11 protein-coding genes are annotated in these 14,009 nt (G+C 43.0%); 6 read left to right on the forward strand and 5 right to left on the reverse strand.

Annotated elements, in window-relative coordinates; translation table 11 throughout:
* The first annotated feature begins 88 nt into the window (after nucleotides 1-88).
* The 4 genes from EV690_RS02335 (at nucleotide 89) to EV690_RS02350 (ending at nucleotide 4,362) form a co-directional block, all read left to right on the forward strand.
* Nucleotides 89-1,021 (forward strand): LysR substrate-binding domain-containing protein, encoded by a 933-nt coding sequence (locus EV690_RS02335; protein ID WP_131911340.1) that lies wholly within the window; start codon nucleotides 89-91, stop codon nucleotides 1,019-1,021.
* A 429-nt stretch (nucleotides 1,022-1,450) separates the two neighbouring features.
* A complete protein-coding gene (locus tag EV690_RS02340; protein WP_224054878.1) occupies nucleotides 1,451-2,581 on the forward strand; it encodes an MBL fold metallo-hydrolase in 1,131 nt (376 codons plus the stop codon).
* A 352-nt stretch (nucleotides 2,582-2,933) separates the two neighbouring features.
* Nucleotides 2,934-3,764, forward strand: a complete 831-nt coding sequence (locus tag EV690_RS02345; RefSeq protein WP_131911341.1) for an AraC family transcriptional regulator — start codon at nucleotides 2,934-2,936, stop codon at nucleotides 3,762-3,764.
* 4 nt (nucleotides 3,765-3,768) lie between these two features.
* Nucleotides 3,769-4,362 carry a LysE family translocator gene (locus EV690_RS02350; RefSeq protein WP_165872633.1) on the forward strand — a complete coding sequence of 198 codons (594 nt, stop codon included), beginning with the start codon at nucleotides 3,769-3,771 and terminating at the stop codon, nucleotides 4,360-4,362.
* Nucleotides 4,363-4,391: 29 nt separating this feature from the next.
* Here the strand turns inward: EV690_RS02350 and EV690_RS02355 are convergent, their stop codons facing one another.
* From EV690_RS02355 to EV690_RS02375, 5 genes are read right to left on the reverse strand one after another with little or no spacing between them, the layout of a single operon-like run.
* Nucleotides 4,392-6,134 (reverse strand): M14 family metallopeptidase, encoded by a 1,743-nt coding sequence (locus EV690_RS02355; protein ID WP_131911343.1) that lies wholly within the window; start codon nucleotides 6,132-6,134, stop codon nucleotides 4,392-4,394.
* Nucleotides 6,135-6,180: 46 nt separating this feature from the next.
* Nucleotides 6,181-7,044, reverse strand: coding sequence for an ABC transporter permease (locus tag EV690_RS02360; protein WP_131911344.1), 864 nt, complete (start codon nucleotides 7,042-7,044; stop codon nucleotides 6,181-6,183).
* Complete coding sequence (locus EV690_RS02365; protein ID WP_131911345.1) at nucleotides 7,034-7,957, reverse strand: ABC transporter permease; 924 nt, start codon at nucleotides 7,955-7,957, stop codon at nucleotides 7,034-7,036. The genes EV690_RS02360 and EV690_RS02365 overlap by 11 nt, the downstream gene beginning before the upstream one ends.
* A gap of 17 nt (nucleotides 7,958-7,974) precedes the next feature.
* On the reverse strand, nucleotides 7,975-9,507 hold the full coding sequence (locus EV690_RS02370) for an ABC transporter substrate-binding protein (protein WP_131911346.1): 1,533 nt from the start codon (nucleotides 9,505-9,507) through the stop codon (nucleotides 7,975-7,977).
* Complete coding sequence (locus tag EV690_RS02375; RefSeq protein ID WP_131911347.1) at nucleotides 9,479-11,371, reverse strand: ABC transporter ATP-binding protein; 1,893 nt, start codon at nucleotides 11,369-11,371, stop codon at nucleotides 9,479-9,481. Before EV690_RS02375 ends, EV690_RS02370 begins: the two co-directional genes overlap by 29 nt.
* A gap of 632 nt (nucleotides 11,372-12,003) precedes the next feature.
* On the opposite strand from EV690_RS02375, the gene EV690_RS02380 reads away from it, so the two are divergent.
* Together EV690_RS02380 and EV690_RS02385 are read left to right on the forward strand one after the other, a co-directional pair.
* Nucleotides 12,004-12,807, forward strand: a complete 804-nt coding sequence (locus tag EV690_RS02380; protein ID WP_131911348.1) for an ABC transporter substrate-binding protein — start codon at nucleotides 12,004-12,006, stop codon at nucleotides 12,805-12,807.
* A gap of 64 nt (nucleotides 12,808-12,871) precedes the next feature.
* Nucleotides 12,872-13,987, forward strand: coding sequence for a succinylglutamate desuccinylase/aspartoacylase family protein (locus EV690_RS02385; RefSeq protein WP_131911349.1), 1,116 nt, complete (start codon nucleotides 12,872-12,874; stop codon nucleotides 13,985-13,987).
* The last annotated feature ends 22 nt before the right edge of the window (nucleotides 13,988-14,009 follow it).

Raw genomic sequence — 14,009 nt, forward strand, 5'->3', positions numbered from 1 at the left:
TTTTTCCATACTAAAGAGCAGAGTTTGTTAGTAAAACGTTATTTTGTTACTCTCAAATGAACTAAAAGTTAAAGATAAACAGAAGAACATGGCCATCCATCACAAAACCATTCCGTCATTAAGTGCTCTGATGATTTTTGAAGCGTCGGCGCGTTTAGGAAGTTTTACTGGTGCAGCCAAGGAGTTATGCGTAACTCCAACGGCTATCAGCAAACAAATTCGCCAGTTAGAATATTTTTTAAACACCAAATTATTTATTCGGCGCAAACAAGGACTGAATTTGACCTACAAAGGTGAGATATACCTGCGATCAGTCATGCAGGCACTCGATACGTTAACGGATGCTTCGCAAATTATGGATGATAGTGACCACCCTTTGCCGCTCAATGTCGAGATAGGAGCCTGTTTTTCCCATTATTGGCTGATTCCCAGACTGGATAGCTTTCGCGAAAAATATCCAAATATAACGCTAAACATCACGATTAATAATGAACGCGATATCGGTGACAACATTAATTACGATGTGGCTTTTTATTATGCTTCTTTAACTTCTCAGCAACGCGGCAGCTATCTGTTGTTTAATGAGCGAATTCTACCCGTTTGCAGCCCTTCATTTTTAGCTAAATATCCCGATTGCCAAAACCTTAGCAAAATCTGGCAACAACCACTTTTAATGTTACGCGATGAACCAATATTTTGGGAAAATTGGCAAACTTGGGCAGAACGCATAGGCTTTGGCTATGAAACACCAAGTAATGCGCTTTATATGGAAGACCAAATCGCGATTACGCAAGCCGCACTTAGTGGCGCTGGCGTTGCATTAGTGTGGGACTGGCATGTTCAGGATTTTCTTAAAAATGGCGAGCTTGTCGCACTGCGAGAACCTATAGAATGTCATCGCAATGCATTTTTCTTAAGTTGTGCTAATAATAATTCAGAGCGAAATGCGCGCCGTTTTATTCGTTGGGTGATTCGCCAAGTGAATGTTTTGCCCCCGCCTCGTGACCAATCACGCCACTAAGAAGACAGATTTATCACATTACCCCACCTTGGCGATGAAGATGACTGGTTCAAGAGCTCTCTGTTTGCCTCTCCCTAAATGGAGAGCCGAACAAAGCAGTCGCTTTTGCACTAGCAAAAAATTCTCTGAAATAGATAATATTATATTCTGATTGATCGCTCGCAAGTTAGGCCCGGAGCAGCAAATAGCTGCAATGAACTTTCCATTAATCCCCCAATAAAAGTCTTCACCTAATTTTTTTATTCGTTTAATATGAATTGGAAAAGTAACATTAAACCTGCAGACTTCGACGTATTAGCATGGCATTGAAGGTTGATTTTGTCATCAGAGTTATCACTTAAAAAACTCACCCCATGCGGCAGTTCGAAACAATATGCAACTTCATCGGATGCCCTAGAAAGTTCAACTCAGCTTTGAGGAATTAAATAGATGATCTGGTTTATTGTAGCTCTGGTAGTCATCATCACCATAGTGGTCAGTTTGGTTATCATCCTCTCTCGGGCACCTTATAAAAGTGCCAACTATCATCCTTTGTCACCCAATACACTCAGAGCCAATTATCGTGACAAACAATTTCATAATGATCATATGCCGCAACATCAAAGTGCGACCAATGAATCAAGTATTCTATTTCGGTTTCTCTTTCAACGCATCCACGGTGCCCGTCCAAATAAACCCATTGCAACAGATAAAACAAACTTATTGACGCTCGATCCGCAAACTGACTTAGCCGTATGGCTAGGCCACTCCAGTAGTTTCATACAGTTAGATGGGATGCGCTTTTTAATTGACCCCGTTTTCAGTAACAACGCTTCGCCAATACCTGCAACCAATCGAGCGTTTGCTGGAAGTAATATTTACGTAGCCACAGATATGCCAGCTATTGATTATCTTCTGATAACTCACGATCACTGGGATCACCTTGATTATCCAAGCATTGTTGCACTTAAAGAAAAAGTGCACCACGTGATTGTTCCGTTAGGTGTTGGTGGTTACTTTCGGCAATGGGGATATCCCGACGACATGATCACCGAATGCGACTGGAATCAGCACACCTTCGCTGGCAAAGTGACCGTTGTGACACTGCCCGCACAACATTTTTCAGGTCGACTATTCCATAAAAACCGCACACTTTGGGCAAGCTATGCTCTATTAGGTGAGCATAAACGAATTTTCCTCAGCGGTGACTCAGGCTACAGCAGTCATTTTGCAGCGATTGCAGAGCAATATGGCCCATTTGATTTAACCTTTATCGAATGTGGTCAATACGATACAGCATGGCCTCACGTACACATGACACCGGAACAGAGTGCCCAAGCCGCAGCCGATCTTAAATCAAAATTGGTAATTACTCAGCACCATAGTAAATTCAAGTTAGCATTTCATCGTTGGCAAGAGCCGATTGAGAGGTTCATCAAGGCTAAAACACCTTATGATTATCAGCTAACTTGTCCAATGATTGGCCAATGTGTGACATTTAATGATCCTCCATGTCACCACCATTGGTGGCAGAATCAACACGAATATTCTCTTACTCAGACCATTACAGCAAAAAAATAATCGCAAAAGTTTCCCTTTTTAGAGGGAAACAAAATTAAGGCAACCATTTTAAGTTGGTAGGATATAAAAAATTCATACCAAGTAAACCCAAGTATTTGTAATACAGCTCGTCGGTGAAAATCGCCGTCAATCTCAAACGAGCGTTGAAATTGAGTTTTGATTGTAAATTGCGTACAAGGAGAAATCTTTTATTATTAGCTAACGCCTTGATCATTAGCGCCAGCTGGTTTTTGACTGACCAGAGATCCGACAAATCGCCACAGCAAAACAATTGCGCAATTTCATTCTATATGTAACGAAGCGTTTACCGTTAAGATAGTGATTCTGTTGTGGGTCATTTGATAGGTGAATCATGCGTACAAACGAACAATTCAGATTTATCCAGAATCCGAATTTAAGCGGCATTACTGCCCTGTCGGCCCAGATGAAGAATTTCGCGTATAACAAACACGCTCATGAAGAATATTGTCTAGGGTTGACTCTTAATGGTCGTCAGGATTTCTTTTGCGCTGGCAGTTTCTATAAAAGTCAGGCGGGAAATATCATTTTATTCAATCCCGAAGAGATCCATGATGGCCACGCTGGCAATGATTCCCTATTAAAATATCAAATGCTCTACATCGAGCCGCAAAAGATGCAGACGATGATTAAAACGTTAGGTGCCATTCATCCAAATCAACTGCGCTTTGCCGACACGCTCTATAACGATGCAAAATTAAGAGCACAGTTATATCAGATGTTTTCGCTGGTACAAGGCCATCACACTCAGAGCATTGAATATGATGCCGTGCTTTATACCATTGTGGAACGATTGTTGGAGCTTAAAGGATTTGCATGCAACAAACAGCGCGTTATAAAACATGCAGATACCCTGCTCCTGCGCGCCAAAACGTTTATTCATGCTCACTTAAATGAGTCATTAACTATTGAACAGATCAGCAACGAAGCTAATCTGTCACAATTTCATTTTATCCGATTATTCAAACAATCATTTGGCCTCACGCCTCACCAATACATTATTAATTGTCGCATCAACTTGGCCAAAGAACAGCTTCAAAAAGGTCAGGATATTACCCAGTGTGCGCAGCTAGCTGGATTTTCTGACAGCTCACATCTTTGTCGAAAATTCAAACAATCATATGGCATCACGCCATCTCAATACCAACGACAATTTAGAATTTAACCTCATGATTGCAATTATCTTATTCTGCTTAGTGGTGATGTATACGCCAGGTCCCGTAAACCTATTAGGTTTAAACAGTGGAATACAGCGCCAAATTACTCAGTCAATGGGTTTTTATCTAGGAATTGGCGTCGCACTAGCGATTCTATTTACGCTGATTGGCTATGTAGGTGCAACATTTATAACACCTAATTTACTGCGTTATCTGGCTATCTTTGGAGGCCTATTTGTCGGTTATATGGGCTATCATCTGATGCGCGCCCAAGGGCACAAGCAAAGTGAATTATCGGGAAAACATTTGTCATTTAAAGACGGGCTATTGATTCAGTTATTAAACCCTAAGAGTGCGATGGTTGTTCTGCCTGTTGCCACCGTGCAATTTCCAACAGCTCATATTGAAGGGGTCAACATTGTGATTTGGTCAGTTTTGTTGGGCTTGCTGGCTGTCGGTGCACCATTGTCTTATGCTCTAGTCGGCAGACAAATTGGCTTACTAATGAATCAGCAAATGTTTTTAAAACGCTCAAATCAAGTGATGGGGATGATACTGCTAGCCCTTGCTATTTCGATGCTTTATCAAGGATTTTTCCATTATTAAAAAAGCCCACTCAAGAGTGGGCGTAAAAATCAGGTTTGATTTACAATATCCAAATGAGCAAAGGCCGCCCGAATGAATTCGAATTGAGTCTGATGACCCAGTCTAAAATCAGCACCGATACTGGTTTCATCAGGGTATTCGGTGACTAACTCAAACTCGACATGCAAATTTTCTCGTTCACTAACATCACAGGCAAAACCGTTAATTAACTCAAATGGCAATGTGCCAGCATGGGCACGATAACACTTCAGTTGTCGCTGATTATAACTCACCAACGCCTCAAATTGACTTAAATCTTGGGTAATCGCTTCTAAAAAAGCTCTCGCAGCATCTGCTTTACCAGGTTGATGGCGCATAATCAGGAAAAACCCCTTCGGAATCGCCCACAATTCAAATCCGCGCGGGCTATAACCGCTAAATGGTCGGGTCCATTCATGGCTAGGATAACCATGCAGATTCAAATGTAGTTTTGCCCCAGTAGCGGCTACGATTTTATTACGCAACGCTTTTTCAAAGTTTTGCTCATCACTTTGACTTTGAATATCATTACCCAAAGCGGTATAACGCGCCGCATGTAACATATGAAGCGGATTATCGCGGCGCAATTGATGATATAAATTGGCGCCTTCAGGGTTATGCATCGGTATACAGCCTAACGCGACCGGATATTCCTTACGCAGAATAGGCAATGCACGCAAGAGCGCACATGTTCCGGTTGTTTCATTGGCATGCTGTGCGCCAGTAATGACCACTCCCGGATGCGTTCCTTCAAATAAACTAGCTGGAACATTTAATCCTCTGCGGCTCATGCCATCCAATGACTGCCCTTCTAAATCTTGGGTCAGTTGAGTCAATGTTGCAGTAATTTTATTCGGGGTCAGAGGCTCACTCACTTGTGCAAGGGCATCGGCAGAGAGTGCTTTTTCAGCTGGAAACTCAATGGCTTGATAGGGTTCCAACGTCACTTGCAACTGCCATGGTCCATCGTGATAACAAACTTCAGGAACAATTTGCCCCGGTTGCAACTCTCTTGAGTCTGCCTCTCGTCCACTATAGACATTAAAAAACTCAATTAACGAAAAGTAGATATCTTCATGCAGTGCTTCGATAAAGCTAATATGCTCTTCGCCCCATTTGAGTTTGAGATCAGCAAATGGCACATCAACATGAACCTTAAGCCGATCAAAATAAGGCTCTTGCTCCGGCCATGTCCACGACTGCAAATGGCCAATTAACTGCTCAAACAATCTATGAACATCGCATTTGAGTGCAAACTGCTCCTGCTCAGAAAACTGAATCCAACCACAAGGGCTAAAAATATATTCATTGGTATGATCTTGTTGGAACTTATTCGGCGCGAACACCCGCTCGACTTGTACATCGCCATTGCGGCTGAAAAACATCACCTCATAAAAGTTATCCGCGGTCGTTTTGGAGCGAAACTCAATCTGATATTTTTCAAGCAACCCAGCCAGTGGAAAAGCCTCCAACAAAAACCGTTTACTTTTTCTATCGCTCGGATGTGCCGGATATGTGATCCGAATCCGTTCAATTGAATCATCAAGTGGCGCATCTTCAAGAAAATAATGAACCAGTGGCTTATAAGCACTATAAATCCGTGCCTCAATACCTTTCTGCTTTAATTGATATTCGACCCGACGGCGGGTAACTTGATCCGCAAACACCCACGCCTTAAACGGTCTGGTCTGCTCCGCCAGCCATTCGATAGTTGCTCTGAATTGCCTTTGTAAAATAACCTCTGGCAGCGCCATACCTTCTCCTTCTCGTATTTCCTGAAAATCGGCGTGAACTTAATGATTAATGAAAATTCGGATCTAATCGGTCACGTAGCCAATCTCCCAATAAATTCATCCCCAAAACCGTTAACATAATAGCCAACCCAGGGAACACACACACCCACCATGCAGTTTGCATATAAGTGCGACCATCTGCCAACATGCCGCCCCAACTGGCCACACTAGGGTCAACACCGAGCCCCAAGAAACTCAAGCTACTGGCCAGCAGAATATTATTACCTATATTGAGCATGGTCAGTATTAACACCGGGCCGAAGCAGTTGGGTAAAATATGCCGGATAATAATTAAATGAGTCGGAATTGCACTCGCACGCGCGGCTTGGACAAATTCTCTCTCTCTTAACGATAGAACACTACCACGGATCACACGAGCATACTGCACCCACTGAGCCATAATCATAAACAAAATCAGAAAACCAATACTGGAACCTACAATGGCGGTAAATGTGATTGCCAACAAGATAAATGGCAAAGCCAACTGAACATCGGCAAAGCGCATCAGAAACATGTCCCAAAAACCACGATAAAATCCGGCAATTAACCCAATAATTGCACCGAGGACTAATGATCCAGCAACTGAAGTAAAACCAATTAACAATGAGACCTGACCTCCGACGATCACCCTAGCGAGGATATCTCGGCCCAGTGGATCGGTCCCCAAAATATGGGTTACAGAGCTAAACGGCGCCTGTAAACGATGCATTAAATCAATCTGGCTACCACCATTAGGGTATAACCATGGTGAAATAAGCACCACTACCAACATCACGGAGGTTAATAACGCTCCCACGGTCAATTCAAAACTGCGGTACCAACGCTTAGGTTTAAGCACTTTTATGGCTTGAGCACTTTCACTAGTTGTCATGACGGATCCTTGGGTCGATAAGTCCATACAACAGGTCAACAGCGAGGTTCACCCCAATCACTAACAATGCCAATACTGTAACCGCGCCCTGTAATACGGCATAGTCACGGTTACTAATTGCATTAAATGCTAATGAGCCCATCCCAGGCCAACTAAAGACCTGTTCAATGACAACAATCCCACCCACTAAACTACCGAACTGGAGTCCTAAATAGGTCACTAACGGAATTGCGGCATTACGTAATGCATGCTTAAACAAAACCTGCCATTCACTTAAACCTTTTCCACGAGCGACTAAAATATACTGGCTGTTAAGCGTCTCAAGCATGGTAGTACGAACCAATCGCACATTAATAGCCGAGAGGATGATCGCCATCGTCAAACTTGGCAAAATCAGCCCTACACCACTATCCGCACCACTGGGTGGTAACCACCCCAAGGTAATGGAAAAAAATAGGACTAGTAGTAGCGCCAACCAAAAGTTCGGAAACGACAGTCCAATCAGCGAGATCACTCGAATAATCTGATCAAGTTTGCCGCCGCGATAAATTGCCGCAAGCATCCCCATGGGCAAAGCAATCACAATGGACAACACCAAAGAACTGACCGCTAACTCTAGTGTTGCAGGCAATGCCTGAGCAATCATATGCCCCACGGATCGGTGTCCAACAAAGCTAAAGCCAAACTGACCATGCAATAGTCCTAATATAAATTGACCGTACTGCACCCAGAATGGCTGATTAAGCCCTAAAGCTTGCCGGATATTCTCTAGATCCTGCGGTGAAAGATTTCCGGCGCCGGCTAACATAACAGCCGGATCGCCAGAAAGGCGAATTGCCCAAGCAACTAATAAGGTCACCACAAACACAACAAACAGCGCCTGAATCAACCTTTTAGTAATATAAAACAGCATAATTAATCAAGTTCCACTTACTTAACGCTTACGTGCGTTAAACGTAAACGCATATCAGCAGGCGCAGCAAAGTTCTGTACTCGTTTATTGACCCCATAAATAGTATTGAGGTTATAAAGCGGCATTTCCCAATGATTTTGATAGACGTACTTGGCTATCGACTGCAAAATCGGTAACCGTTTTTTCGGATCAACCATCTGCCGTTGTTCCTCAAGCAGTTTGTCTAACTTGGCACTTTTGTTGTATGGATTATAGGTTTCATTGGAGTGATAAAGCAGATAAGCGGTATTGTCATAATCAAATGTCCACCCGCCCCATGACTGCTGGAACATTGCCCCCGTTTTTCCGTTTGGCACGATATCATTTAAAAACACATTCGAGTCATAAGGTTTAATGGTGGCCTGTATCCCTGCCATCGACAAATACCCAGCAACGGCCTGCACAACCTCCCGGAAAGTACCGTTATTACCACGAAAATCAATTTCGACTTTCGTACCATTTTTTACACCCGCGGCTTTAAGCAGTGCTTTGGCTTTTTTTAAGTCATAAGGCAATGGTTTTAGTGATGGATCATAGCCAAAAGACAATTTACTTTGAAAACTGGTGATCGGTTCAGCCTGACCAGCAAGAATTGAATGGATAATGGCATTACGATCAACAGCCATAATCAGTGCCTTACGCACATTTAGATTTTTAGTAATGCCTCTTTTAGTATTAAAACGCAACGCATAAGTGGTTGGTCCTGTGTGGCTAATTACTTCTAAATCAGGCTGACTATTCACCTTTTTAATCATAGAAATTGGCATACTGGTAATGATGTCTACCCGGCCAGACTGTAATTCAGCAACCTGAGTGGCAGGCTCTTTAATAAACCGGTTAACAATTTTTTCTAATTTGGGCTTATCTCCCCAGAAGTGGTCGTTACGCACCAGAGTTGCTGAGACATTGGGTTTATAAGAAACCATTTTAAAAGGCCCAGTACCTATGGGATGAGTATTAAAATAAGCATCCCCTTTTTCTTTAATGTACTTAGGTGGCACGATCATCGCGCCGTAACCGGCTAATTTAGTCAGCAAAACTGGATCTGGTTGCGCCAAATGAAAATCAACGGTGTAATCATCAATCACTTTCACCGATTTAATCGCCGTGTAATTTGAGCGCTGAGGACTGGCTTTATCCGCCAATAGGCGATCAAAGGTAAATTTTACAGCCTGAGCATTAAAGGCTTCACCATTTTGGAATGTCACACCGTGGCGCAAATGGAAGCGAATCGTTTTGTTATTGTTCATGAACTGCCAGCTGGTTGCCAGTGCGGGCTTCAGCTTCAGATCGGGCCCCCGGGCAATGAGTCCATCAAATATATCATTGGCGACAACCGACCAGTTCACTAAAAATGTATCAATTGGATCCCAAGTACCTGGGTCTTGAGCAACCGCCACAGTCAACGTATCTGAATCAGCGGCCAAAGCATTGTTAAACGATAACCCCAATGATGCGGCAATAGCCAGACCGAGCACGCTCTTACGAGCCGTGGGAAATATTTTGCGCATGATCTAAATCCTTTTGTTGGTGTGAAACAACCCAGTGATGCTTGCTAACCGCTTGTAAAGCTTGCGCAACAGGCGGATTATTGACAGAACGAACAGGACTGGGGATATCTTCGTTAATAGCTAGTAAAGCTGGCTTATATTTCGGATCAGCAACCGGGACTGCTGAAAGTAACTTACGTGTATACGGATGCTGTGGATTCTCAAAAATATCTTCGCGATGACCATATTCAACAATTTGTCCCAGGTATAACACTGCTACCCGATGACTAATCTTTTCTACGACCGCCATATCATGAGTGATGAACAAGCACGCCAGTCCTAACTTAGCTTGCAGGGCCATCAACAAATTAAGAATTTGCGCCTGAATCGACACATCCAATGCAGCAATCGATTCATCGGCAATGAGCAATTTTGGTTCAAGAGCCAAAGCTCGGGCAATACAAACTCGAGCACGCTGCCCCCCCGAAAGTTCGTGGGCATAGCGCTGAGCATAACTTTCATCAAGCCCCACTTGCTCAAGTAACTGGATAACTCTGCGCTTGACGTTCGCTTTTCCAGCCACCAGGTGATGGGTTGTCATGGGCTCAGCAATGCTGGCAAAAATGGTTCGCCGCGGATTTAGTGATGCAAAATGATCTTGAAAGATATACTGAATTTCACGCTGCAGAGCAACCTTCTCCGCTTTATTCATGGCTTGAAACGAACGCCCCTGATAGAACATATCGCCTTGTTGAATTGGCAGTAGTTGTTGAATCATTTTGCCAACTGTTGATTTCCCCGAACCGGACTCTCCCACCAATGCCAATGTTTCTCCGGGATAAACCGTAAGCGAGACTTTTTCGCTAGCAAAAACTTGGTGCGTCGGTTTACCCCACCAAGTTTTTTTCACCGTAAACCGAGTCGTGACATCTGTAAGTTCCAACAGAGGCTCTTGCCAATCAGGCTCCTTAAGCTTGGGTAAGTTATCATTCGCTTCATGTTCATCGAGCAATGTAAAATACGATGGCCCTTGTTGCCCTTTCATCGAGCCAATTTGCGGCACTGCATTTAACAGTGCTTTAGTATAAGGGTGATCAGGGCAACTAAATAACTGCTGAACCGGGCCTCTCTCTAACACTTGTCCTTTGCGCATGACAATCACATCATTAGCCATCTGGGCCACAACGCCCATATCATGAGTAATGAACAATACCGCCATGTTCATTTCCTCCTGCAACTGACGAATAATCTGGAGGATCTGAGCCTGAATCGTGACATCCAAGGCGGTTGTTGGCTCATCAGCAATCAGTAAATTAGGCTCACAACACAGAGCCATCGCGATCATCACCCGCTGACGCATTCCGCCAGAAAGCTCATGGGGGTATCGCTGTAACATTGCTTTGGCATCTGGTAAGCGAACCTTAGACAACCAGTGAATCGCACGTTCATTCGCCTGGTGTTGTGACAAATTCAAGTGCATTCTAAGAACTTCAACCATTTGCTGACCAATGGTTAAAACGGGGTTCAGAGACGTCATTGGTTCTTGATAAATCATCGCGATACGACGACCTCGGATCTGACGGATTTGTGATTTATCAAGCTGTAATAAATTGAATTCTTGCCCCGGTTCGGGTCGATAGATAATTTCACCCGAACGAATTTGCGCCGGAGAATAATCCAGCAAGCGCATAATCGCCATCGAGCTGACTGATTTACCTGAGCCCGATTCTCCCACGAGTGCCAATGTCTGCCCTGGTGCAATCGAAAAATTCAGGTCATCGACTGCATCCACCACCACACCATCTTCTAAAACAAAGCTTACACTCAGGTTCTCAACTGACAGTATTGGACGATGCGAGTTAGATGTCTTAGCTATGGTGCTCATAAATGTATCGAATTTCCTAAATTGTCAGATCATAAAAACACATTGTTGAACAAAGCAATAGGTATGCCAAGCAATTGTTTATTAATTATTTTAAAAAAATAATGAATAAACAATTAGTTAATTAAAATCACAAATAATAGTCATAAACAAACACTCACAATATTCACCATAATAGTGCAAATAGAGCACTAAAATAACGCATTTTAATATATTTTATCCAATACTCTCTTTCTTATAGTGGAAGCAGAAAAAAATTGATAGACCATCAGCCATGATAAATAACTATTAATCACACAAAAGGGAATAAAATCTTTAGTGGTTGTAGGACTCATACATTGAAAACCACTTTAGTTGAGCCGCTAACCCGACGCGTAATCGCTATGAGTAACATATTTAATTACCTGCTATTTCAGTATCTTAAAAATACTGAGAAACAGGTGAAAGACAGGCGAAAAAGCGCCTGGTAAAAGTGAGCAGACCATTGTTACCTGTTGCGTCTGATGGTTTGATGCAATGACTGAGAAAATATATTTCAAATTTTTATCTATTAAAAATGCATAATTTTCCTATTTATCCATCTAATGGTATGGTGTAGCGCTATTCATCTGTTATTACAAAGGAACGTATCGTATATGATTAATCGAATTTGTCATCGAACCATTAAGGTCGGTCTATTTGCACTAGTCGCCAGCGCAGCAATGAATGTTCAAGCGAAAATTCACACTATTCGTTTTGCTGTTGACCCAACTTATCCACCGTTTGAATCGAAACAACCTGATGGCAAACTCGTTGGATTTGATATTGATTTAGGCAATGCAATCTGCCACCAGCTCCAAGCTAAGTGTGTATGGAAAGAAAGTAACTTCGATACCATGATCCCGGCTTTAAAAGCCCGCAAGTTCGACGCAATTCTCTCTGATATGGGCATTACCGATGCACGCTTAAAAGAGATTAACTTCTCAATCCCCATCTACAATACACCTATTCGCTTAGTTGCTCGTAAAGGCGAACACCTTGAACCAACAGCTCAATCACTAAAAGGGCTACGAGTAGGGGTTGAACAAGGTACGATCCAAGAAACCTACGCGAAGGCAAACTGGCAATCACACGGTGTCGAAGTGGTTAGTTACGCGGATCAATCTCAAGTTGAATCCGATTTAATCAATGGTCGTATCGATGCATTATTCACTGATGCAGTACAAGCTCAGTTTGGCTTTTTGTCAAAACCAGAAGCTAAAAACTTTGCACTAACCGGTAAAGCAGTATCGGCCGAAGGTCTAGTCGGGCCAACCGCCATAGGCCTTAGAAAAGGCGATAAAAATTTAAAAACTGCAATTGATAAGGCATTGGTGACACTTGCTAAATCTGGCAAACTTACCAAGATTGAGAAAAAATACTTCACAACAAATGTAATTGTGATTCCACAGAATAAATAATATCCCGTTATTTCAAATACAAAGGCTCTGCCGTCGTGCAGTGCCTTTGTTTTAGGAACTTATTATGCATCACTGCCAGCATCTGCTTACCCCCCAAACGCTTGGAATATCACGATCAATTAGCAGCTTCCATTTTGGCTCTGACCATGAAAAAAAAGTCTATATTCAAGGTTCTCTGCACGCTGATGAATTACCCGGAATGGTGGTCACGTGGTATTTGAAACAAAAACTCAAACTTCTTGAAGAACAAGGCCGTCTAAAAGCGAGTATAACCTTGGTTCCTATAGCCAATCCTATCGGCTTAGGTCAGTTTGTCCATGGCACACAAATGGGTCGTTTTGAGCAAGAAAGTGGGCAAGATTTTAACCGTGATTATCCAATGTTTGGCCCGCTATTGGCTAAACAACTTGAGTCAGAGCTAACGGCTAACGCAAAAGAAAATACCCAGCGAATACGTCAGGCGTTAGCCGACCAGCTAAATGCACTCAATCCCACGACTGAATTGAAGTCGCTTAAAATTGAGTTATTGAAATTGGCTTACGATGCCGAGTTAATGCTCGATCTGCACTGTGACTGGGAGGCGAGTGCTCATTTGTATACGGTCCCTTCAGCTTGGCCTGAAATCGAACCACTGGCACGCTATTTAGGAACTAAAGCACAATTATTAGCAGATATCTCTGGCGGAGAACCGTTTGACGAAGCTTGCTATGAACCATGGTACTATTTACGGCAACATTTAGGATTGCGTTTTCCAATAGAGCTGGGACTTAAACCTGTCACGCTGGAGTTACGTGGCGTGAGAGATGTCAACGCTAAACAAGCCCAAAAAGATGCAGATGCAATTATCAATTATCTGATCTACTGCGGTTACATCGAAGGCGATCAATCACCGCTACCAGAACTCCTTTATCCTGCGACACCTCTAGCTGGATGTGAATATATCAACGCACCTGTCTCCGGGGTCCTTTTACACCACTGTCAGGTTGGCGAAGTGGTCAGCCAAGGACAATTACTTGCGGAGATTCTCAATCCGCTAAATGACGAGCTGACACCGCTATATGCCTCTGTCGATGGGATGTATTATGCTCGCCATTGGCAACGATTTGCCACAGCAGGAATGCTAGTAGCAAGAATAGCCAGCAGTGAAGCCAATAGAATCGGTAACCTATTAGTTCCCTAACCAACAAGCTACGTCGAACCGA

The sequence above is a fragment of the Celerinatantimonas diazotrophica genome, assembly GCF_004339545.1.
In the GTDB taxonomy this organism is placed as follows: domain Bacteria; phylum Pseudomonadota; class Gammaproteobacteria; order Enterobacterales; family Celerinatantimonadaceae; genus Celerinatantimonas; species Celerinatantimonas diazotrophica.

Excerpts from the sequence above, each read along its gene's own strand:
- EV690_RS02360 (WP_131911344.1), bottom strand. The coding sequence starts at position 7,044 with ATGACAACTAGTGAAAGTGCTCAAGCCATAAAAGTGCTTAAACCTAAG.
- EV690_RS02385 (WP_131911349.1), top strand. The coding sequence starts at position 12,872 with ATGCATCACTGCCAGCATCTGCTTACCCCCCAAACGCTTGGAATATCA.
- EV690_RS02335 (WP_131911340.1), top strand. The coding sequence starts at position 89 with ATGGCCATCCATCACAAAACCATTCCGTCATTAAGTGCTCTGATGATT.
- EV690_RS02350 (WP_165872633.1), top strand. The coding sequence starts at position 3,769 with ATGATTGCAATTATCTTATTCTGCTTAGTGGTGATGTATACGCCAGGT.
- EV690_RS02355 (WP_131911343.1), bottom strand. The coding sequence starts at position 6,134 with ATGGCGCTGCCAGAGGTTATTTTACAAAGGCAATTCAGAGCAACTATC.
- EV690_RS02370 (WP_131911346.1), bottom strand. The coding sequence starts at position 9,507 with ATGCGCAAAATATTTCCCACGGCTCGTAAGAGCGTGCTCGGTCTGGCT.
- EV690_RS02375 (WP_131911347.1), bottom strand. The coding sequence starts at position 11,371 with ATGAGCACCATAGCTAAGACATCTAACTCGCATCGTCCAATACTGTCA.
- EV690_RS02345 (WP_131911341.1), top strand. The coding sequence starts at position 2,934 with ATGCGTACAAACGAACAATTCAGATTTATCCAGAATCCGAATTTAAGC.
- EV690_RS02340 (WP_224054878.1), top strand. The coding sequence starts at position 1,451 with ATGATCTGGTTTATTGTAGCTCTGGTAGTCATCATCACCATAGTGGTC.
- EV690_RS02365 (WP_131911345.1), bottom strand. The coding sequence starts at position 7,957 with ATGCTGTTTTATATTACTAAAAGGTTGATTCAGGCGCTGTTTGTTGTG.
- EV690_RS02380 (WP_131911348.1), top strand. The coding sequence starts at position 12,004 with ATGATTAATCGAATTTGTCATCGAACCATTAAGGTCGGTCTATTTGCA.